The 23,617-nt window shown below is 33.6% G+C and carries 18 protein-coding genes; 4 read left to right on the top strand and 14 right to left on the bottom strand.

Annotated features, from left to right (window positions below):
• Positions 1–69: 69 nt before the first annotated feature.
• From ACWGOQ_RS11945 to ACWGOQ_RS11920, 6 genes are all read right to left on the bottom strand, one after another.
• Positions 70–285, bottom strand: coding sequence for a hypothetical protein (locus ACWGOQ_RS11945; protein ID WP_452057969.1), 216 nt, complete (start codon positions 283–285; stop codon positions 70–72).
• Between the two features lie 127 nt (positions 286–412).
• Complete coding sequence (locus tag ACWGOQ_RS11940; RefSeq protein ID WP_452057970.1) at positions 413–1,147, bottom strand: DUF4369 domain-containing protein; 735 nt, start codon at positions 1,145–1,147, stop codon at positions 413–415.
• Positions 1,148–1,207: 60 nt separating this feature from the next.
• Positions 1,208–2,512, bottom strand: a complete 1,305-nt coding sequence (locus ACWGOQ_RS11935) for a DUF819 family protein (protein WP_452057971.1) — start codon at positions 2,510–2,512, stop codon at positions 1,208–1,210.
• A gap of 81 nt (positions 2,513–2,593) precedes the next feature.
• Complete coding sequence (locus ACWGOQ_RS11930) at positions 2,594–4,441, bottom strand: M61 family metallopeptidase (RefSeq protein WP_452057972.1); 1,848 nt, start codon at positions 4,439–4,441, stop codon at positions 2,594–2,596.
• Positions 4,442–4,494: 53 nt separating this feature from the next.
• A complete protein-coding gene (locus ACWGOQ_RS11925; RefSeq protein WP_452057973.1) occupies positions 4,495–5,301 on the bottom strand; it encodes a Cof-type HAD-IIB family hydrolase in 807 nt (268 codons plus the stop codon).
• Positions 5,302–5,327: 26 nt separating this feature from the next.
• Complete coding sequence (locus ACWGOQ_RS11920; protein WP_452057974.1) at positions 5,328–6,263, bottom strand: alpha/beta hydrolase; 936 nt, start codon at positions 6,261–6,263, stop codon at positions 5,328–5,330.
• A gap of 155 nt (positions 6,264–6,418) precedes the next feature.
• Here ACWGOQ_RS11920 and ACWGOQ_RS11915 point away from each other — a divergent pair, with 155 nt between their 5' ends.
• Entirely contained in the window at positions 6,419–7,201 is a 783-nt protein-coding gene (locus ACWGOQ_RS11915) for a S1/P1 nuclease (protein WP_452057975.1), read from the top strand.
• Positions 7,202–7,206: 5 nt separating this feature from the next.
• On the opposite strand, the gene ACWGOQ_RS11910 is transcribed toward ACWGOQ_RS11915, so the two are convergent.
• The 4 genes from ACWGOQ_RS11910 to ACWGOQ_RS11895 form a co-directional block, all read right to left on the bottom strand.
• Positions 7,207–8,067 (bottom strand): helix-turn-helix domain-containing protein, encoded by an 861-nt coding sequence (locus tag ACWGOQ_RS11910; protein WP_452057976.1) that lies wholly within the window; start codon positions 8,065–8,067, stop codon positions 7,207–7,209.
• A gap of 408 nt (positions 8,068–8,475) precedes the next feature.
• Entirely contained in the window at positions 8,476–9,078 is a 603-nt protein-coding gene (locus ACWGOQ_RS11905; RefSeq protein ID WP_452057977.1) for an alpha-ketoglutarate-dependent dioxygenase AlkB family protein, read from the bottom strand.
• A gap of 14 nt (positions 9,079–9,092) precedes the next feature.
• Positions 9,093–9,440, bottom strand: coding sequence for a DoxX family protein (locus tag ACWGOQ_RS11900; protein ID WP_452057978.1), 348 nt, complete (start codon positions 9,438–9,440; stop codon positions 9,093–9,095).
• Positions 9,440–9,901 carry a hypothetical protein gene (locus ACWGOQ_RS11895; protein ID WP_452057979.1) on the bottom strand — a complete coding sequence of 154 codons (462 nt, stop codon included), beginning with the start codon at positions 9,899–9,901 and terminating at the stop codon, positions 9,440–9,442. Before ACWGOQ_RS11895 ends, ACWGOQ_RS11900 begins: the two co-directional genes overlap by 1 nt.
• Before the next feature lie 256 nt (positions 9,902–10,157).
• Between ACWGOQ_RS11895 and ACWGOQ_RS11890 the strand changes: the two genes are divergently transcribed.
• Positions 10,158–11,378, top strand: coding sequence for a M12 family metallopeptidase (locus tag ACWGOQ_RS11890; protein WP_452057980.1), 1,221 nt, complete (start codon positions 10,158–10,160; stop codon positions 11,376–11,378).
• A gap of 71 nt (positions 11,379–11,449) precedes the next feature.
• Here the strand turns inward: ACWGOQ_RS11890 and ACWGOQ_RS11885 are convergent, their stop codons facing one another.
• The gene (locus tag ACWGOQ_RS11885) at positions 11,450–12,298 is read right to left on the bottom strand and encodes a DUF6503 family protein (protein ID WP_452057981.1); all 849 of its coding nucleotides are present in this window, start codon (positions 12,296–12,298) and stop codon (positions 11,450–11,452) included.
• Positions 12,299–12,632: 334 nt separating this feature from the next.
• Here ACWGOQ_RS11885 and ACWGOQ_RS11880 point away from each other — a divergent pair, with 334 nt between their 5' ends.
• Positions 12,633–14,912, top strand: coding sequence for a S9 family peptidase (locus ACWGOQ_RS11880; protein ID WP_452058379.1), 2,280 nt, complete (start codon positions 12,633–12,635; stop codon positions 14,910–14,912).
• A gap of 298 nt (positions 14,913–15,210) precedes the next feature.
• Positions 15,211–17,064 carry a T9SS type A sorting domain-containing protein gene (locus ACWGOQ_RS11875; protein WP_452057982.1) on the top strand — a complete coding sequence of 618 codons (1,854 nt, stop codon included), beginning with the start codon at positions 15,211–15,213 and terminating at the stop codon, positions 17,062–17,064.
• A gap of 70 nt (positions 17,065–17,134) precedes the next feature.
• Here the strand turns inward: ACWGOQ_RS11875 and ACWGOQ_RS11870 are convergent, their stop codons facing one another.
• From ACWGOQ_RS11870 to htpG, 3 genes are all read right to left on the bottom strand, one after another.
• Complete coding sequence (locus ACWGOQ_RS11870; RefSeq protein WP_452057983.1) at positions 17,135–20,410, bottom strand: protein O-mannosyl-transferase family; 3,276 nt, start codon at positions 20,408–20,410, stop codon at positions 17,135–17,137.
• A 98-nt stretch (positions 20,411–20,508) separates the two neighbouring features.
• Positions 20,509–21,486: a LuxR C-terminal-related transcriptional regulator gene (locus ACWGOQ_RS11865; protein ID WP_452057984.1), complete on the bottom strand. Its 978-nt coding sequence runs from the start codon at positions 21,484–21,486 to the stop codon at positions 20,509–20,511.
• 147 nt (positions 21,487–21,633) lie between these two features.
• Complete coding sequence (htpG, locus tag ACWGOQ_RS11860; protein WP_452057985.1) at positions 21,634–23,520, bottom strand: molecular chaperone HtpG; 1,887 nt, start codon at positions 23,518–23,520, stop codon at positions 21,634–21,636.
• Positions 23,521–23,617: the final 97 nt, after the last annotated feature.

Here is a 23,617-nt window from a genome sequence, read left to right as displayed (position 1 = left end):
GAATCATAAGGCAAAACAAAAAAGGAGTACGTATCATCTTGATACATGCCCCTTTTTGATTATTAGTTGTTAGATACAACAGCCACTTGCCGGGTGATATTGGCACCCTGAAATATAAGTTCCACCGCAAGAAGCATTGTTTTGAGCTAAATGAGAGGTGGTACAACACCTTAAAGCAGGATCACAACACAATCTTGGTCCAGGTCTACCTCCACCATTAATCGCTCTTTGCTCATTTCGTCCTAATCGTTGACTACCTTCTAATTTCAAAATGTTTTTTAACATGGTTTAAAGAGTTTATTGTTAGTCAATAAGTTAGTGAAAATAGTTTGAATTTGGTTATGGATTCACCATTGAATAATTATTGGTTACCATTAAAGAGTTATCAGTTCCAAAAATTAGATGGTTTGTGTTAATTGTTTTTTTCAACTCTTACGGTCTCCTTAACCTTACGCTCCTCAAGGTATTCAATGAGTTGTTTTCCGTATATAGATTTTTTTACTTTTGGGGATAACGATTTTACTACAGTGTCTAGGTATTTGATATTGGCATCAAAAACCTCATTAAGTGTTATATATGGAGCTATTTCAAGCTTTCTATTGTTCATTGCAAAGTTGATAGTATATAGGTATTTCTGTCTCAATAAGTTTTTATAAGCCTTATCGTTCTCGACCAATTTTTCTTCATCATTTTGCTTTTTAGCTTCATAATCTTCCTTAATGATTCTCAGGTTTCTTTCCTTGAATCTTTTATTCATTTTATTATATTCAATCAACTTAGCTTGGTTTTTACCTCCAGCTATGATTGCATTTTTTTCAAATCCGTTTAACGAAGTATTGATAACAATCTCTCCTGGCTCCGCAAAAAAATCAATGCGATCATTATACTGTGTACCATCGTGCTTATCTAAAAATAAGTAGTGTATCTCAGGTTCCTGAACATCGGTTTGGAATGAGAATTTAGGGTCTCCATTGATAACCAGAGAATCAAGGTTTACTAAAATAGTATCTTGTATCTTCTGAAGGTATAACGTTCCCTTTTTTAGACCTTGCACAGTTCCGCTTATAGAAACATTTCCTTTTTTCTTTGGAGTGTTACAACCTACTATAAGAATTGTTAGAAATAAGATGAAAGAAAATCGTTGCATGAATGGTTTTTTAGTGTTTAAAAATTGGAGTACAAAGATGCTATAAATTCAATTGAAAAACTAACTTCCAGAAGCAATTTGCATCAATATGGTACATAAAATAGCGCCATAGGTTCCTACAACATATCCAAACACTGCTAACAGCACACCAACAGTAGCAAGTGATGGATGAAATGCGGCTGCAACTACAGGTGCAGAAGCTGCACCACCAACATTTGCCTGGCTGCCTACCGCGAGAAAAAAGTACGGTGCTTTAATCAATTTTGCAACGCCTATTAAAAGAAGTGCGTGTATTGTCATCCATACCAATCCGATAACAATAAGCCCGGGATTCTCAAGGATCTTTCCTAAATCCATTTTCATACCAATAGTGGCCACGAGGATATAAATAAAAATACTTCCTATTTTGCTAGCTCCCGCACCTTCATATTTTTTAGCTTTGGTATACGATAACACTATTCCAATAAAAGTAGCAATTGTAATCATCCAGAAAAATTGCGATGTAAAAGATGATAGGGCAGAGCTTTTGTCATTAAAAATTTTAAAATTACCAGCTAAGAAGCTAGACAAACCATTTGCACCCCAATGGGCCAAACCTACCGTGGTAAAGGCAATAGAAAGCATAATCATATAATCCGTTAGTGTAGGATTTCGGTTTACACTTTCTGCGTATAAAGAAAATTTTTCTTTAAGAGATTCAATAGCACTACTATCCGCTTTCAGCCAACGATCAATTCGTGCACTTTTTCCAATACCGATTAATAAGATTGCCATCCATATATTTGCAACCACGATATCTACCAATACCATGCCTCCATATTTATCGGGATTATATTCGTAAATTTCCAGCATAGCCGCTTGATTGGCTCCACCACCGATCCAACTACCAGCTAGTGTAGATAATCCTCGCCATACAGCATCAAAACCAGCACCACCAACTGTGTCAGGAGAAATTAAAGAGATGAGTAAGATAGCAATCGGTCCACCAACAATAATACCAACAGTTCCCGTAATAAACATAATCAGTGCTTTTGGCCCCAGATTAAAGATTCCTTTTAGATCAATACTAAGGGTCATCAGGACTAATGAAGCGGGTAATAAATACCTACTAGCGATGTAATAAACATTAGATGATTTTTCGATGATTTCTCCCTGCGCGTCTAATTCTTTCCATTCTGGAGAAATGATTCCAAAAGAGTTAAAAATAGCAGGCAGAAGATAACAAAGTAGAAGAGCAGGAACAAACTTATAGAAGCCTTGCCAAAATTTTGTTTTGATAGAAGATGTGAAAAAAACCAAACCTAAACATAGTAAAAGTATGCCAAAAACGATAGTGTCATTGGTGAAAAAAGGAGCATTTTCCATAATGTGAGTTCATTTTTTATGAGATGCGATGCAAAATACAATTTTTGGATTAAACAGAAGAGAAGATCTTTTTTTCAGGTCTTAGTCATTGATCCAGCTTTTTAAAATAGCGATTTGCTTTTCTGAAGCGTCCGGGTTTTGTTTTAACATCACTTTTTCAACAGTAGGTTTTATAACTTTAGAGGAAAGCTTTAATATATTTTGGTTCCGCTCAATCGTAAAAAAAATGTCATCCCCAATGTTCCATTGGTTCGAGTCACTAAAAAGATCATAGATGTTTTTAATGTCATATTTTTTGTTGTTTATACTTAATAAAATATCACCACTTTTTATTCCCGCTTTTTTTAGAAAATTATTGCGTTCTGCACCAGCTGTAAAAACAACTTTTTTTGTTGCCTCAGAACCTTTAATAAATGGTTCTTGTTCGTAGATGAAGTATTCCGATGGAATTTCTATAGTATTATATATTAAACCTGCATTTTCCAAATATGATCCATAATCAATTGGAGTAGTATTGACCACGTGAGATTTTAAGAATTCAGCAACTTCTGGATATGAAATCTCTTTAATTACATCTATAAGCTCTTCATCTTTGAAGGGTTTGTCATTTCCAAATCTTGCTGATAAACTTCTGATTAGGTCTAAGATACCATAAGTTCCATTACTTTTTTTTCGCATAATAATATCAATGCACATCGAAATAAGAGCTCCTTTTTCATATACATTACGATAATTTTTTAAGTATGGCTCTTGTAATATATTTTCACTCATTTCTGTAAAAGAAAAGCTGCTTTCGAAATTTTTGGAATTATTTATTTTTTCCAGAATCCGTTCAAAAAAGTCTTCTTTGCTTATGAGTGCTTGATTAATCTGAAACAGTAATGAGAAATATTCTGTAGTGCCTTCATATAACCATAAATGTTTAGACATTCTGGGATTATTGTAATCAAAATCATGAATTTCTTCAGAATGAATGCTTAGTGGTGTGACGATATGAAAAAACTCGTGAGAAACCACATCGGTTAGAGATTTATTCAACTTTTGTAATGGTATCGATTCTGGCAGTACTACCAAGGTAGAAGTGTTATGCTCTAACGCACCAAAACCTTTGGCATCATCATTTTTGGAAGACGACAGATAGAGTAAAACACTGTATTTTTTCGTCGTATTTATATATCCTAAAAAATTTGTTTGCGCTCTAATCATACGCTCCATTTGTGGCATTAGCTGCGCTGCGCGATGAAGCTTGTTCGGAGAGTAGACACTTAATAAAACTTCGATATCATTGACACTGAAAGTGGCTTTATCCGGAATTGAATACATAATAGGCGAATCTACCAAATCAGCATATCGGTTAAAGGTAAAAGCATCAGTATCATATAAAACTCCCGTTTCAGGCGCTTCGGGCAAATATTCATATAAAGAAGTTGAAGCTTCCAGATCTATGGGGTGCTTGATAAAAAGAGTATACTTTCTTTCTTTCATTTTGTCAAAATATCCGATAAAGGCATAAAGATTGAGAACAAAATTTTTATTAGATAGGATGTTTGTGCCTGTTGGTGAAAATACTTGATGGACATCTTCTGTATCAAATGTATCATTTACCATGTATGTTATAGAACTTAACTGCGTTGCATTACTTATTTTCCAACCATTATTCCCGTATTTTTTTACTGATAATTCCTCTCCTTGATCGTCAAAAGCTTTGAATTCTTCAATATATTTTCCGTAGTCGTTATTTTGATAGGTTCCAGGAACAATTTTAGGTAAGTAATAACGAAGGGTATCGGTTTGTATATTTGTAACTTTTAAGGCTACTTTTACTTTGTCACCAACAACATCTACCAAATCTAACGAAGCAATAATCGGTATAACATCTTTTTTTACAGAAGATTCTGTTGATTTGCAACCCACTATAACGTTTAGCATAATAATATAAAGAACTATAGTTCTAATCAGATCAAATTTTCTTAGCACAAGTATCAGATATTGTTTTTAATATATGTAGCTACACCGTCTTCTTTTCCAGATAAGGTAATTACATCAGCAATTTTTAGCGTTTCAGGCTTAGCGTTGGCAACGGCAACTCCGGTACCAACAGCTTTTATCATAGCAATATCGTTATAATTATCGCCAAAAGCTACTACAGCGGATAGAGAAATTTTATAATGTGTGTTGAGTAGTAATTCAATAGCGGTTAATTTTGAAATACTTTTATGAGCAACTTCGATATAAGTAGGTTTAGACCGATACAAATGCAGTGTGTCGCTAAAGTTAGTTTCTAAAAAATTATAAGCTTCATCTATATATTTTTCGTCACCCATACACATGATTTTATGAGCTCCTTTGTTTTTGATCCTCCAGTCTTTAATCACGTTCTCAGTTGACTTTATAAGAGGGGTTACTTTGGTGTTTTGTGCTTCTCTATTCGCCCAAAAGTCCATTTGTGGGACAAACCAATCATCTTCATGATATAAACTTATATGAAATAAATTGTTTTTATTAAATACGTGAAGCTCCTCTATAATATCCGGAGCTATGAATGTGGAATGAATCGGTTTTTTGTCAACTAGTATTAACCCACCGTTATAGCAAATTAAAGGTAAATGCACAATATCAAGTTCTTCCTGCAAGTGTGTCATTGCACTTGGCATACGAGAGGAAATCAATATCACAGGAATGGTGTCTTTAATACGTTTTATTTCCGAAATGGTAAAGTCAGACAGTTCTCTTTCTGCATTAAGAAGCGTACCATCGATATCAGAAAAAACAATTTGATGAGAACTCAATTTAGGTTAGTTATTTTTGGGGTTATCTATTTCTTTACGAAGTTAATAATAGTATTGATAACTTCGGGCATAATTTTACGCCAGTATTCATTATAAGATTTATGATTCTCTAATCGATTACCTTTTATTTCTCTAAGAACATGGTTCATATTTTCAATGATCACATATTCTGCATTAGGAACAGCTTCTTTTAATTTTTCAGCTTCAGATGTTTCTACTTGAAGATCCTTGTCTCCTTGAAGGATCAGAATAGGAATGTCTAAATTTTTGATCTCTTCTGATGGAGTATATTTTATCCAAGATTTCATAAATGGTTGTAACTTATAACTAAAAATCGATTCTAAAGCGGGATCATAATTCATAGCTCTTCCTTTTTCTTTAAGGTCACTAAAAGCCACTGCAGCACTTTTATCTAGTCCAGGTGCCTGCTTCTCTAGTTGCTGAATAACAATTTGATCCACTGATTGTGCATTTCCAGCAATAGATATAAAACCATCCACATTATTTTGAGCAGCAATCATACCTATTAAGGATCCCTGACCATGACCCGCTAAGACTATTTTAGTATAATTTCCATTATTTCGAAAATAATCTACTGCTGATTTGACATCATCGATAAAATGATCCAGAGAAATTTCGTGTTCTTGGATACCAAAGGCATCAATCTTAAAAAGCCTCTTGTCAAATCGATACGAAGCAACACCTTGTTTTGCAAGTTCAATGGCTAATAGTTTAAAAGCATCATTTTTAGACATTCTATCATTTCCTTCTCTGTTGATAGCTCCTGCATCCATAATAAAAATCACCAATGGGACACTACCATCAGCGTAAGGTGTAGCCAGTGTTCCTTCTATGAAGCGATTTACTCTTACAATTGCAGAATAATACTCTTTTTCTTCTTTCTCTTGAGCTAGACAAAATGTGGTAAAGGCAATCAGTAAAATTGAAAACCGTATTTTCATGTAGTGGGGTTTATAAGGTGTGTGTTTCTAAAACGATAAATACCAAATCATATTTCTTAATACTGCTATTTTAGGTAAAAATATTGTTTGTTAAAAATCATATTTAACGATTCACTAACATACCCTTTTTTATCTTTGCTTCAAAATATAAACTAATGAATACTCGATACATTACATTTTTCTTATTGATAACTATTTCTTTTAAAGGATTTTCTATCAATGAAGATTGGGGGAAAACCGGTCATAGGGTGACAGGAGAGATAGCAGATAACTATCTTACAGAAAAAGCTAAAAGAAATATTACCAAACTTTTAAAAGGACAAGGTCTGGCATTTGTTTCAATTTATGCAGATGAAATAAAAAGTGATGATCGATATAGAGCGTATGGCCCTTGGCATTATGTAAATTTTTCTTTTGATAAAAAATACGGAGAAGAAACTCCAAGTGATCGAGGAGATTTAGTTCAAGGTATTCAAAAGTGTATAGAAATTTTAAAAAGTGATACTTCTTCTGAACAGGATAAAGAGTTTTATCTCAAAATGTTAGTACATTTTGTTGGAGATTTACATCAACCGCTGCATGTAGGAAGAGGCGAAGATAAAGGAGGGAATGATATTCAGGTACGTTGGTTTAACGAAGGGTCCAATCTACATAGAGTTTGGGATAGTGAGATGATAGACTATTATAATATGAGCTATACTGAATTGGCTAATAATACTGATGAATTATCTTTATTAGAGATCCAAGATATACGAAAAGGAGATGTTTTGGATTGGATATATGAGTCTCAGGATCTTGCCAAAAAAGTATATGCATCTGCTAATGTAGGAGAGAAACTAGGTTATAAATATATGTATAATCATTTTCCAACGGTAAGAACTCAATTACAAAAAGGAGGAATACGGTTGGCAAAAATACTAAATGATATTTTCGGTTAATATTTTTAATCACTCACAGCCACATCTTTGCGATATTGTTTTGGAGACATAGAGAAATATTTCTTAAAGGTTTTGGTAAGGTGACTTTCATCAGTATACCCTAATTGATAGGCAATTTCTGCAATAGTAAACTCGGTGTTTTGTAGCCTGTATTCCACAAGTTTCATTTTATATTTAGTTACATATTGATGGATAGACTCTCCGGTGGCTTTTTTAAAATAGGTGCTGATAGAACTCTGAGACATATTAAACTTATCGGCCATATAACTTATTTTAGTGAGATCATTATCATATACATTCTGTCTGATATGTCCAAGTATTTGATCTATTTTAGAATCATTAATAGAGACATTTTCGATATGAGAATTGTATTTAGCAGAGATATTCCGAACGATAATACTTAATATAGTACTGATGGCATTTGAGATTATTTCCTGATAATATATCTTTTCATTTTTAAATTCTTCCATAACCACATTATGAATGTCCCATATAATTCCACGGTCTTCTTCATGAGAAATTACATCTCCTGGAATTATGTTTGGGTGATGCAGAAGTTGTTCTATTCGCTGTAGCCAGTATTTTCTATCAGGCAAATTTACTTTGCTAGAGAATAAAAGCTCTGTAAACTTAAAATGGGTAAATGAAGAATGTTTTTCTATTTCAAAATGATGAGTGTCTTCTGGTGCCAAAAGAAAAATGTCATCTTTTTTATAACGAAATCTAATACCATTAATAGTATGATATCCGTTTCCATTCTCAATAAAAATAATTTCAAAATAATTATGATTATGTGGCTCCGCTTCCCAAGTGTCAAACGAATATTGATGAACAACAAAGGTTTCATGTAAGGTATAGCGATTCATAATCAAGTCTTTTTGTTTTAAAGTTACAAAAATAAAATCAAAAAAAGGAGTTCTTTTGTACTTGTAGAAATCTTGGCGACTGTGTTGTATATAATTGGAAATTAGTTAATTATATTATTTATATAAGTCGTATTTATGATTTTATAAATAAATATAGTAGCGTGTATCAAATTTTAGAGTGATAAAATTTTAACAAAAAGATTGGAGGAAATTTATGACTCTTCACACACTGTAGTATGTATATTTATTATAGTTAACAAGGTGTAGTATAAAGTTTTCTATTCAAAATTTTTGCAAAAAAGAAAGAGGAGCCACTTTGGTATGACTGGTATTGTTTAATCAAATAATAACCAATAGCTATTTTATGTAATTTTAATAATTCTCCTAAAGGTTTTAAGCAGGTTTATTTTACTTTATAATTCTAAAAGTTAGATTAATCCGAGGTGTTGTTATTTTTTTAGATTTTGGTATTTGATGCAACCAATTTTCTTGTGTTTTTCCTCTCATGATTAACAGACTACCGTGATCTAGCAGTATTTTTTGTTTTAGATCCTTTGTTCTGTGTTTAAAATGAAACCACCTTTCTGATCCTAGGCTTATAGATGCAATAACTGGTTCAGGTCCTAGTTCTTTTTCATTATCCGAATGCCAGCCATTACTATCCTGACCGTTTCTGTATAAGTTTAATAGACAAGTCGTAAAAGTGTCCGAGCTCACAGATTCTATTTCTTTTTTGGTTCTTAATAATGCATCTGTAAATTGATGCGGTACCATAGTAATATTAGAGTAAGTGTAGGGATTTTTATTAGAAGCGTATAGGGCGGTAAGACGTGGTTGTTTATATACTTTACCAAAGATTTTAATGTCATCCTGCTGCCATTGAATGGTTTCCAATAAGGTTTTAAATAATCGATCGGCCTCCTTTTTACTAAAAAAACAAGGGTAATAACTAACATCGCCATCAGGCATTTTTAAATATAAGGGATCATTTCTAGAAGTAAATAAGTCCAATGTCAACCAAATGTTTAAAGGTATGAATATGCCCAATATATTAAACCAAACTGAAGAAATATTCTGAAAATAAGTATCGATTTAGGTAAATTAAGGCTTGCCTTTTTGTTAACCAACATATGAATATGAACTGGAAAAAAAAGAAGTAACATACCTATAATACCCCATATTGAAAAAAATCTGGTTTGCTGGAAAAGAATTCCTATTCCAGCCAGTATCTCAGCTATACCACTGAGATAAACAAGCTGTTTGTGATATGGAATATATAAAGGCATGATTCTCATAAATGCCTTTGGTTTCACTAAATGAAAAATACCTGCCAAAATAAAGGCTCCTGATAAAATATATAAATGCCAATTCATTAAATTCCTGTGGTTTTTTCTTTGCTGACACCGCTTAATGCAAAATCTTTGCCTCTTTTCATATTTCTTATAAAACCAACTTTCCTAAAACGTAAAGCATTCCAATCCTCATCAATATCAACTTGTCTCACGGGTTCTAAATTGTAATCTCCTAAAACTCCCCATCCGTGATTTCGTGTAATCTCAGAACTATATTTTTTTGAGTTTTTCTTTGGATACGCAAACCAAAGGATAGCATCCCCAATCAACTTAGGATAAATCGTTTCAATCCTATTTTCAACTTGTTTTTTTTCTGTAACAAAAACCAATGCAAAATCAACCTCGGATACTTGTATTAAAGATTCTTTAACCATGACATCTTTAAGGCAATCTAACGCTTTGCAAAATCCTTCTGGTTCATTCAGTATTAATATTTCGTCCAAAGAAGGAGGAAGTTGTAATTTTTTAAAGAGCGCAGTCATGATAAGGAATTTTAATGATGATATATTGTGGTTATTAAAGGTACAAAAAATACCGTTAAGAGTGATCATTTAACGTTAAGCCATTACGTCTTTTTTTAAATATTTCTTAATCTTTATGTATAATTACGCTAAAACGAATACTTTTTTAAGAACGACGTTTTTTAAAAGATTGGTGGCACATAGTACTTTATATGTGGTAAAGCTAAAAGTAATTATTAATATAGGATCAACTATTGAAACTAACATAAACCTAACCATGAAAAATTACTCTAAATTCAAAGTTCCATTTCTTCTGGGGCTCATCCTAAGTGTATTACTTATTTCCTGCGAATCGCAAGATTTTGAATCTAATGCCAAGCAAAACCTTTATGATAGTTTTGTGTTGGAACAAGCATATCCAAACGAAACCGGAGAATTATTGAGAATAACGTTAGACGGCGATGAGGTAGACGTAGAGACTATTAATAAACAGTATATATTAGAAGGAGACATCAAGGTTATGCTTTCTGACAATACTAAAGGTGTTGGAAGAATCGGTGGCAGGTGGCCCAATAATACGGTGTATTATGTCATCCAAAGTGGGTTGCCTAATCAAATCAGAATAACAGATGCAATTGATCATTGGGAGTCTAAAACTGCTTTACGATTTGTCAAACGTACCAATCAAGCTAACTATGTTTATTTCAAGAGCGGATCAGGTTGCTCTTCTTATGTTGGACGTATTGGTGGTAGACAAGATGTTACGTTGGCAAATGGTTGTTCTACCGGTAATACAATTCATGAGATTGGTCACGCAATAGGTTTGTGGCATGAGCAAAGCAGAAAAGATAGAGATCAATATATAAGAGTATTATTTGAAAATATACAAAGCGGTAGAGAATTTAATTTTAGAACTTATGCAGAACAAGGCCAGGATGGTAATGAATATACTTCCAATTTGGATTTGGGAAGTATCATGATGTATGGTTCTTATGCTTTTTCTAAAAATGGGCAACCTACTATAACACGAACTAATGGGAATACTTACAACGCACAACGCAATGGACTATCCAATAGTGATATCCTTGGAATAAATAAAATGTATCCCCCGTCAAGTTCTGATAATACAGTAGAATTAAGAGGAAATAACAATAAGTATGTAAGCAGTGAAAATGGAATCAAGCCCATGAATTGTAACAGAACATCGGCACAAGGATGGGAAAAGTTTCAGTTAATAACCCTTACTGGCGGAAAAGTAGCATTAAAGGGAAATAATGGGAAGTATGTAAGTAGTGAAAATGGGACCAAACCTATTACCTGCAATAGAACCCAGATAGGTTCCTGGGAACAATTTACCTTGGTAAGCAGAGGCGGAAACACCTATGCATTACGAGGGAGTAATGGTAAATATGTCAGTTCAGAAAATGGATTAGAATCAATGACCTGTAATAGAACATCGATAGGAAATTGGGAAGAATTCGCAATTTCAGGATTATAATTTATACTGAATTTTGAAATGAAAAAACACCGCAATCACTGCGGTGTTTTTTTGATTTTAAAAATTTATAATCAGTCGATTATCTTCGCGTTTTCTGGATCATCAAATAATTCTCCTTCACTATCCAAAAAGGTGATATCTGTGATAGTGGCTTCTCCAAGTTTATCTGTCATTCCTTTTTCTGAAGTCCAACCATAGAATTCCCATCTGGTAGCAAAAGGAATACCATCTACCGTTGTAAAATTTTTATATTGTATAGCGTGCGGGTCTTCCTCGGCTTTTGATGTGTTACCATCACTTCCAAAAGTAACAATATAAGCCGCAGCCTGAAGTGATTTGGCAACCGGATCTACATAAATTATATACCAATCATCAGGAGCATCGCCGGTTCCTGCTTCAAAAGTAAGCTTCGCAGTACTGTGAGTGGTGTTGTTGAGCATTCTGTCCTGTTGCATTTCCCACTGAGTTCCGGGATCACTTAATTTATAAGGTAATCCAAAAAAATAGGTCCAGGTAAACATATCAAAACGCGCTCCTTTGTCGTTAGCATCTGCCGGGCATAAGTAAACATTTTCTCCATCATAGATAAGTTTACTGGTATCCTTTCTATCAATCCTGATTTTAGAAGAATTAGTGAGCATAGTAATCTTTCCATTTAGACGCTCGTTTCCATTAAAGGATAATTTAATTCGAAAACTAACTGCTTTGTGATCTAAGAACTTATCCTTCTTATGCGCGTTCTCTATGCTTGTGATGAAATGATCTGTAATGGATAAAGCACCATCTCCAATGCCACCATTTGGTTCTACAGGAATCATTTCGTTCGTTTCTGTAGATTCAGGGACTGCTTTTTGTTGTTTCCTTTTTTGATTACAACCTAATATTCCAATAGATAGCAATATGATTAAAATTTTTTTCATGGTAAGGTGATTAGTGTTAGGACTCTAAAAATACTAAAAGCGCAAAAAGTAGTATAATCTTTATGAAAAATGTAACAGATGGATCCCTCATAAAAAGATAGTCAGAAGCATAGATTCTGTTAAATATGAAAAAAAATGTAACAAAAACAGTTTGTTAATTACTAATTTAATGGATATCTACAATAATCACGTTCAATTCAATAATCAAATGAAATGAGCGAAAGGAACTAAATTGACAATGATCAAATGGTTACAGAGTACATTTTCAACTCACAGTTAAAAACGATAAATATAGCAGATGAAACAACTAGTAAAAACAGTTTGGAGAACATTCATGGTAGCCATACTATGTATGTCGTTTACACAAACGTACGGACAAGAAGCAATAGGAACCTGGAAAGGAAAACTATCTGTGAAGGGTACAGAAGTACCGTTGATATTTCACATTGAAGAAAAAGAAGGAGCTTTATCAACTAAAATGGATAGCCCTGCCCAAGGTGCAACCGGAATTCCGATGGATACTACGGTTTTTGAAAACAATCAATTAACTTTGACTTTTAAACAAGCAGGGATCAAATATGTAGCATCCCTCGAAAACAATAAACTAACAGGAATTTTTTATCAAAGCGGAATGGAACTACCATTAGAAATGGAAAAATCAGAAAAAAAAATACCAGGAAATCCAACATTGGTTTCTTCTGATGCAGAATTAGAAAAAATAGCAAGCCTGGATGCTGGCAATTATAAGTATTCGGTCGAAGATTACTTTGCAAAACCAAAGGCAAGAAGTTTTCAGTTTTCTCCAAACGGGAAGTATCTTTCTTATAGAGAAAAAGATGAAAATAACAAAAATCATGTATACGTAAAAGAGATAAAAACTGATAAGGTCACTCGTGTAATCGAAGAAAAAGAAGAATTGATCAGAGGATATGGTTGGGCTAATAATGAACGATTGGTTTACGTAATGGATAAAGGCGGAAATGAAGATTATCATTTATTTGCAGCGAATATCGATGGTACTGATCAAAAAGAATTAACGCCGTATGAGGGTGTACAGGTAAAGATTTTAGAAGGTTTAAAGGAGGATGAGAATCATATGATTATCTCGATGAATAAAAATAACAAACAGATCTTCGAGCCTTATAAAATTAATATACTTACAGGAGAAATCAAGCAATTGTTTAAGAATGAAGATGCTGCGAATCCTATTGCTGGGTATAACTTTGATAAGGATGGAAACCTTAGAGGATATGGTAAGATAAGAGATGGGGTGAATATTGATTTTTATTATGCAAAAGAAGATGGAAAATACGAAATCATTAAAAAAATGAATTGGAAAGATACCTTTTCAATTCTCAATTATGATTATTCCACAGAAAACCCTCACGATGCTTATGTGGTTTCTAACCTTGATACAGATAAGTCACAGATATATTTATATGACCTAAAAGCTGATAAAGTAATCAAAAAACTATTTTCTAATGATAAGTACGATGTTTCTAATCTATCGTTATCCAGAAAAAGAGGATATGAGTTGGACTATTTCTCATACCAAGGTGAAAAAAGAGTAATTGTCCCTGTTAGCGATTATTATAAAAAATTGCATAAAAGAATTATTAAAGAATTCCCAGATCATCAGTATTCAATTTCTGGAAAGACTGACGAAGAAGATAAATACCTAATCTTCTTACGAAGTGATAAATTATATGGAGTATATTATTCATATGATGTTGTAAAGGATGAGTTTAAGTTGTTATATAACTTGATGCCACAATTAAAGGAGAATGATATGGCAGAGATGCGTCCTATCACTTTCAAGAGTAGAGATGGATTAACGATACATGGATATATTACGTTACCTAAAGAAGCTATACAAGGTAAAAAAGTACCTTTAATCGTAAACCCGCACGGAGGACCACAAGGAATAAGAGACTCTTGGGGATTCAATCCAGAATCGCAATTGTTTGCAAGCAGAGGATATGCAACACTGCAAGTAAACTTTAGAATTTCTGGTGGCTACGGTAGAGAATTTCTGGAAACAGGATTCAAGCAAATCGGTAGAAAAGCGATGGATGATGTAGAAGATGGATTACAATATGTAATTGATCAGGGTTGGGTAGATAAAGATAGAGTGGCCATTTATGGTGGGAGTCACGGTGGATATGCCGTATTACGCGGATTGACTAAAACACCAGATCTATATGCTTGTGGAGTGGATTATGTAGGGGTTTCTAACCTATTTACTTTTATGAAAACAATCCCTCCTTATTGGAAACCATATCTTAAAATTATCAAAGAAATTTGGTATGATGAAGATATCCCAGAAGAGAAAGCGATAATGGAAGAAGTATCTCCGGTATATCAGATTGATAAAATCAAAAAGCCATTATTTGTTGTACAAGGAGCAAATGATCCACGTGTAAATATTGATGAGTCTGATCAGATAGTAAAAGCGTTAAGAGAAAAAGGGTTTGATGTGCCTTATATGGTAAAATATGATGAAGGCCATGGTTTTGGTAAAGAAGAAAACTCTATCGCTATGTATAAGGCGATGATGGGATTTTATGCAAAGCATATTGGTAAAAAGCAAACTACAAAACCTATAAAAGGATAAGTAAGCAACACGCTATTTTGAAAATATGTTCCTATGGGAGAATTCAAAATAAAGTAGAACTTTTTCCAACATATAAAGGATCTGACTAAAACGAGTTCTTAAATTGATACTGCCCATAGGCACGATGTTAGGACACGAGTATTTTGAGTATATGTTAAAGACCTTCTGAAATTTATTTTTAGGAGGTTTTTTTATATAATGATTTTAAAAAAAAGAGGGTAGCAGGGTAGGGTGTGTGATAATATTGGACGTTTTTAAATAAAACCTAAAAAACAGACATTACTTAAAAAACCAAAAAATGAAGAATCACACAATCTTGCTAGTACTAATCTTTATAAGCTTTCTTAAACTACAAGCACAACTAGAAGATGAATGTAAATTATCAATAGGTACCAACCTGGCTGGTCTAGCGGATTATGGAAGAGAAATTCCTTTTGTAAATTTAATGCGTAGCTGTAGAGAGTGGTATTCTAAATCTAATGAAACGAATTCAGGAACAGACTACAGGGATTTGATCAGTTATCGCGAAGATGGATATCCTACATATTCTCCGCAAGCAATTCAGGGAGTGGAGCAGTTACAAAAGGTAGCAACTATTTGGGCAGAAACCGATGCGTGGCCAGCAGGAGAATACACCGTGTTATGGGAAGGAACCGGAGTCCTGGATTTTATTTCAGGTCAAGGTTTTGAAATTACCTCACAAACAGCGCATCGAATTACATTTAATTTTCCAAACCCAGGAGTTTTTATTGAAATGAGTATCAACGAATCAGATATAAATGATCCTATTCATAATATCAGAGTATTAATGCCTGGTACGGAAGATACATACGAAACACAACCATTTTATCAGGTATGGTTAGATAATATAAAGCCATTTCAAGCTTTTCGATTTATGGATTGGGGACGGACTAATAATTGGGGAAAGACAACAGAAGGATGGCAAGATACTAAACTTTTTGAGTGGGAGGAACGTGCAAGAATGGACCATTATACCTGGGCGGATAACAAAGGTATTCCCTATGAAATGATGATAAAATTAATGAATGACCAAGATGTGGATGGATGGGTTTGCGTACCTCATAGGGCAAGTGATGATTTTATCAGGAGCATGGCAAATTATTTTAAAGAAAACTTAGAGCCAGACAGACACTTACACGTAGAATATAGTAATGAAGTATGGAACTGGCTTTTTGATCAGACACAATGGGTAAACTGGATAGGTGATGAAGAGTTAAGCTGGCCACAGAGAATAGGATATTTCGTGAATAATTGTTTGGGCATATGGACAGATGTTTATGATGGTCAATTAGATCGGATCACACGGGTTGTAGGGGTTCAACTTTCATGGTTAGATCTTAGTCAACAAATTTGTGACGCTGTAAATACCAATAGTTATGACGCAGTATCCCCAAGTTACTACTTTACATTTAATGATGAAGCAGATGCAATTCTTGACGAAATGGCTGGCGATGCTACTGCTGCTGATATAGCATCATTTGCCAGAGATAATATGCCCAGAAATTTTGAATGGATAGAAGAGATCAAAGTATTAAGTGATGAATTAGATAAAAAATTAACATTTTATGAAGGTGGGCAACATCTTACTGCTATACCTTTTGGCGTGGAGCCAACATATGCTCAGGCGTTATTAGACATACAGCGGGATGACTTGATGTATGAAATGTATAATGAATGGTTTGACCTTATACGAACATTACAAGAAGGAGATGAACCATTACTATTAATGAATTTCTCATTTATAGGTGCCCGATCCGCAAGATATGGTAGTTGGGGAGTATTAGAATCTATGTATCAGGATACTAACATAATACCAGCTCCAAAATACAGATCTATTAGAGAAAATTTGGGTAGCGATTGTTCTGTTTTATCTAACTCTAATAACCTAGACCCAGAAGAATCATTGGTTACCATTTTTCCAAACCCAACAAGTTCTGTCATTCATATAACAGGTGTTACAGCGGGACAAACTGTCTACATTACCGATATTTCAGGAAAAATATATAAAACACAGAAAAATGCCCAGAATCATTCAGTAAACGTAAGTGATCTTGCTACAGGTTTATATTTTGTAAAAATTATGGATGGTCAAAATTTACAAACGTTGGTCAAGAAAATTATTAAACAATAAAAAACACGTAACTATTTTTAATAAAATAGATCTTGGACTGGAACAAATAAATATTGGATAGTGCATTTTTTTACAGAACTTCCTGCTCTGCACTTAGTTCTTTTATTACATCCTGATTATTTTTTAAAGAACTATCGGGTTGAAGTTTTTCTGGTTTAGCAAAAAATCTGGGGAACATCTGTATGTAATTATTAAAAGTGTCAATTTCACCATTTATAAGTTCTGTGTCCTGATGCTCAACCAACGTGTCAATTAAATCCCGATAATAGGTGACATTGTCCATAATACTCTCAAAATTTTTCTGCTGCCATTCATAAGATATATTTGCAAAGTATACCAACTGCTCTTGATATTTTTTAGTCAGTTGTTTCCATAATGCTCTTGCTTTTTCTTTTTTATTTATTTGATAATAACTGTCTACAAACGAATGTAATGGGGTGTAATATTCATAAAACGCTAAGGGTATTTTTTCTATTCCCAGATCTAAAATTTCTTCTGCTTTCGCTGGTTTGTTTTCTTTGATGAATTGATTAGCGAGTCTGCCAAGACTGGTTCTGTAGGAGATACCATTTCTTCTAGTTTCTATGTCGTGGTAAATTTCTGGACTATCTCCGTTTCCCCAATCCCAGACTTTTACATTTTGATACATTACTTCTGCATTAATTCTTCCTAATCGATAGGGGTTACTAGGATTTACCTTTGTTCTGATAGGTACTAATTTATAGGTCATACCATCTAATTGTAAGTAGTCTTTCATCCATATATAATCATCATCACCATAACTCCCGCCTGTAAAGTAAATAGGACGTTCCCAATTATTATTAGCAATAATATCCAACATCACCAGCCTGTGTTTTGGGATATAAGTACCTTCAAGATGTATATCTATATAGGGCACAATCTGATCAGCATCTTCCTCAGATACGATTCCGTTTTTTAAAACAGCTTCTTTGTCTACTGGTATTCGTATGCTTCTGGTAGGAAAGGTAGAGACAATTTTTCCGTTCAGGAGCTCTCCCTTGGTTCTTTCATCATCTGATGTGATCCAATGTAACCAATTCTGGATATACATCGTATCTTTTGTAACTTCTTTGTAATAAATCGCATCATTGTTACCATAGGCATAAAAGTTGTGTTCTAGTTTTGAAGGTACTGGTTTACTTTCATAAGCAGCTTTTTTCATTTGATCTACATACCAATCAGTAGCTAACAAATTGGTAATCAGAATACGGATGTCTGTGCGGTACTCCTCTATTTCTTGTACGTACCATAGTGGAAAACTATCATTATCACCAATAGAAAACAAAATGGCATCTTTCTGACAAGACGATAAGTATGTTTTTGCCAATGATTGTGCAGTATATCGATTAGATCGATCGTGATCATCCCAGTTTTGAGAAATCAATAACGCTGGTGCACAAAGTAATGAAATAATGATAGTAATATAAGCGGCTTTCTTAGCATTAATTTGATTTTTTAATCTATCATAAATTGCATACACACCAAATGCAATCCAAATGGCAAATACATAAAAAGAGCCCACCAATGCATAATCCCGTTCTCTGGGTTCAAAGGGTCTTTCGTTAAGGTATATTTTTAATGACAATCCCGTAAATAAAAAGAATACTAGTAACACCCAGAAATTCTTTTTGTCATACTTCAATTGAAAAATTAGTCCAATCAATCCTAAAATTAGTGGAAAAAAATAATACGTGTTTCTCGCTTTATTTGTTGCAATGGTCGTTGGTAAATTGTCCTGCGAACCAAGACGGTATTCATCAATAAATGAAATTCCGCTTAGCCAGTTTCCATGTAAAGAAGATAGTTTTCCCGGAATATCATCTTGTCTCCCCACGAAATTCCACATAAAATAACGCCAGTACATATAGTTTATCTGGTATTGAAATAAATACAACACATTATCTGTAAAGGAAGGTGGTTTTATATCCAAAAACCGACCAAATGATGTTAAGAATTTATGATAATCTTTGTTGTCTAACGCACCTGATGCGTATTGTTTTCTAAAACCAATAACGGTTTCTACTAATTCTTTTTTATCTTGATGCTCGGGTTTAATTGAAAATTTCAGGGGGCCACTAAACAGCATATAATTACTAATATGCTCCGTACTCCACATTCTTGGCAACATGGTTTTATGAGTGTTGTCTAAGTTCTGTCTGCCATTTCTCCAATCGTTTACAATTACATATTTTTGGGTATTCAGATCCTTTTCATACTTTGGCTTGTCATCCAGATATGGTTCGTTTTCGTCCAGATTACCATAAATTTCAGAGAATTGTGGGCCATAAAACAGATGCGTTTTTGGATACTGTTCTAGGTTGTAATACGCTAATAATTCTCTGGCATTGTTTGGGTTGTTTTCATTAATAACGGTACCTGCGTTTGCCCTAATTGGTATCATTAACCAACTCGAGAAACCAATTAAAATAAATAGAGTACAAAGCAAGGTGGTATTAAGCAGAGCATACGATTTTTTTCTTGTATACTTTAACCCATAATAAAAACAGATGATCAAACTGACACCTGCAATACTGGTTCCTGAATGAAATGGCAGTCCTACAGTATTTATAAAAAATAGTTCCAGAGTCCCAAAATATGCTAAGGTATATGGTAATAACATTTTGAAGATAAACAGCAACGCGGCAACTACGATACTATTGGCAATAATAAAATTTTTAAAGGTGATAGTTTTATAATTTTTAAAATAGTACAGCAATCCTATTGCCGGAATGGAAAGTAATCCCATAAAATGAACACCAAAAGATAACCCAATAATAAACGATATTAAAATAATCCATTTATTCCCCCGACGTAGATTCATATCCCGATACCATAATAATCCTAAATAGAACATGATCGAGAGAATTAACGTCGCCATAGCATAGACTTCTGCTTCTACAGCATTGAACCAAAAACTATCGGTAAAAGCAAACGCCAAAGATCCTATTGCTCCACTTCCCAATATTGCTATAGTAGCACTTTTTGAAAGATTTGATTTGGCAGTTGCCATATTAGTCAGCAGTATTGTAATAGACCAAAACATGAAGAGTATGGTAAATGCACTTGCAATTCCTGATGTAATATTCAAGGTATAGGCGATCTGTTCTGGATGTGTTGCAAAAATAGAAGTAAATGCACCAATCATTTGAAACAGGGGAGCACCTGGAGGATGTCCGATTTGTAGTTTTGAAGATGCCGAAATATATTCCCCAACGTCCCAAAAACTATTGGTAGGTTCAACCGTATTTACATAAACCAACAAAGTGATGAGAAATACGGTCCAGCCAAGTGCAAGATTCCACTTTTTGAATTGCGATATGTTCATTCGTATTAATTGTCTTTTTTTAGAAAATCAAATGAAGCACATTAATTGAAAAAGGGAGAGGATCTATGGTTGTAATAAAGTACTAGTACGGTATGATTTTACTTTTTCAGCAATAATTCTTTTCTATTGGAGATGTTTAACTTGCTGTAAATGTTGGATATATGTGTTTTCACCGTGTTGATGCTAATAAATAGCTCGTGGGCAATTTCCTTATTACTTTTTCCAGAAATTATCAGCTTTTTGATAGTATTTTCTTGCTTACTTAAAGGAACCGAATTTTCTTTTTGACGATTTCTTTGCCTTCTTAAAGTTAAAAAAACAAGAAGTATGATAACCAATCCGGCGATACCATTTAATACTACACTAAGAGAATATTTTTTATCAGTTTTTTCTAAATAAACTAAGGAAATCTTATTCTCTAGGTATAAAAATAAAGCAGGATCAATTTCGCTTGATTTCAGTTCTTTTAATAAGCTCGAATAATAGGCAGTGTTTTCTTTTATATCTTTTTCTAGTAATTTCTTATCATCAAGTTTTTTAATACTTATTAATTTTACGAGAAGAATTTGCAAGGAGTCTTTTATATATCCTTTTGTTCTAAGTAAATATTCATCTGTATCAAAATGATCGTGTAAAGTCTCAAATTTAGATTCAAACTTCTTTAATTGCTGCCACTCTTTATCAGCAGTATTACTCGTTGTATACGTGTCAAATGGTGAGGTTGCTTTTTCAAAATGAATCGAATCATTTTTTGACAAAATAAACAACTTAGAATGTTTAGTTGTTGAGTTGTTATCGCAATGTTTTATAGGGTTGAGGTAAATTTTATAAAGATGATCTTTTTCACTAAACCATCTTTTCTCAAAAGCAAAGTATCCTTCTTCAGAAATATAGGAAGATGCGATTTGGGTATAGGTATAGTTGTTGTTAGTATCTGTTTGTACTTTACTCAAGTACACTTTTTGCTCCCAGATTTTAGGGTTTTCTATAGTTAAATAACCCGAAACGATTTCTTGTCCATTCGTATGAACCGTAATGGATAATATGAATATGAAAAGATAGCTTGTATTTCTCATTTGTCTTATAATCTGAATAGAAAGAAGTGATCTTGTAAAAATAATAAAATAATTAATACGTTGGGTTAGGAAACAAAAAACCGCTTCAACTGTCTAACAGCGAAGCGGTGATTTTGTTTATTAAACGCGTATAAAGCGCTTCTGATTTTATTTAATCATTTCAAAGCTACGTTTGATAAACTCAGTCATTTCCTCACCTTTAAGTAAATTCTGAGAAAGCCTGGCAAGATCAAGCGATTGTTTGATGAGTCGCTCTTTCTTTTTGTCTGTTTTAGTATCTTTTATCTGATTAATGAGCTCATGATTGGTATTCACAATTAGATTATACATCTCTGGCATATTACCAAACATATTCATTCCGCCACCACCAGTTTGTTGCATCTCTTTCATACGACGCATAAACTCTGGTTGTGTAATCATAAACGGAGAGGCACTGCTATCCATAGCTTCTAACTGTACAGTATATTTCTCTGTTGGAATCACCTTTTCAAGATCAACCTTTAGACCTTCTTTTTCTTCGTCAGATAGTTTAGAAATAGTTTCTTCATCTTTTTTAATCAGGTTATCAATGTGATCACCATCCACACGAGCAAAAGAAATATTTTCTTTACTGGTTTCTAATTTTTGAATCAAATGAGAAACAATAGGAGAGTCTAATAACAATACTTCATACCCCTTATCTTTTGCTGCGGCTATGTACGCGTGCTGCTCATCTTTATCTGAAGCATATAAGATTACCAGTTTATTGTCTTTATCAGTTTGGCTCTCTTTAATCTTTTCTTGTAATTCTTCAAAAGTAAAATATGTATTATCAACTGTAGGATACAGCGCAAATTTATCTGCTTTTTCGAAGAATTTGTCTTCAGAAAGCATTCCGTATTCTATCACTACTTTAATATCATTCCATTTCTTTTCGAAATCTTCTCTGTCATTTTTGAACAAAGAATTCAACTTATCTGCTACTTTACGAGTGATATAACTAGAAATTTTCTTTACAGCACCATCTGCCTGTAAGTAAGATCTAGAAACATTTAATGGTATGTCTGGGGAGTCAATAACTCCGCGTAGCATAGTTAAAAATTCAGGAACAATACCTTGTACGTTATCCGTTACAAACACTTGGTTTTGATACAACTGGATTCGATCTTTTTGCATGCTCATATCCTGACCAAGCTTTGGGAAATATAAAATTCCTGTAAGATTAAATGGATAATCTACATTAAGATGAATATTAAATAAAGGCTCCTCAAACTGCATCGGATACAATTCTCGGTAGAAACCTTTATAATCCTCTTCCTTAAGATCCGCTGGTTGCTTTGTCCAGGCGGGATTGGGATTGTTGATAATATTATCTACTTCTTGTGTTGGTGCCGGATCTTCTTCTTTTGCATCTTCAGGTTTTGGTAATGTTTCAGTTTTTGTTCCGAATTTAATCGGGATGGGCATAAATTTATTATACTTTACCAATAACTCACTAATTCTGTTTTCTTCAAGAAATTCTGCATCATCTTCTCCTATATGAAGGATGATTTCTGTACCTCTTTCAGTTTTATCGTGCTCCTCAATTGTATAGGTAGGAGAACCATCACAAACCCAATGTGCTGCAGGTTCATCTTTATAAGATTTCGTAATGATCTCTACTTTATCTGCTACCATAAATGCAGAATAAAAACCAAGACCAAAATGCCCAATAATCCCAGAATCTTTTGCACTGTCTTTATATTTCTCTAAAAACTCTTCTGCTCCTGAGAAAGCTACTTGGTTAATGTATTTTTCTACCTCTTCTGCGGTCATACCGATTCCCTGATCAATAATATGAAGAAGCTTATTTTCTTTATCTACCTTAACCTCAATTTGAGGATTACCATACGCGACGCTGGCTTCACCAATATTTGTTAAGTGCTTAAGTTTTAAAGTAGCGTCTGTCGCATTGGATATTAACTCCCGTAAAAAGATCTCGTGATCAGAATACAAGAATTTTTTAATCAAAGGAAAAATGTTTTCTACTGATACATTAATACTTCCTGTTGCCATGTTATTATGTTTTAATTTTTATAATCTCTTCTGTTCACTGTACAGTCAAAAAAAATACCAATTCAATAAGGCTGACAAACTGGCATTCAATTAAAAA

This window comes from Aquimarina ulvae (assembly GCF_053613295.3).
Note: the sequence above shows the minus strand (reverse complement) of the source record. Positions and strands in the feature narration are given on the sequence as shown.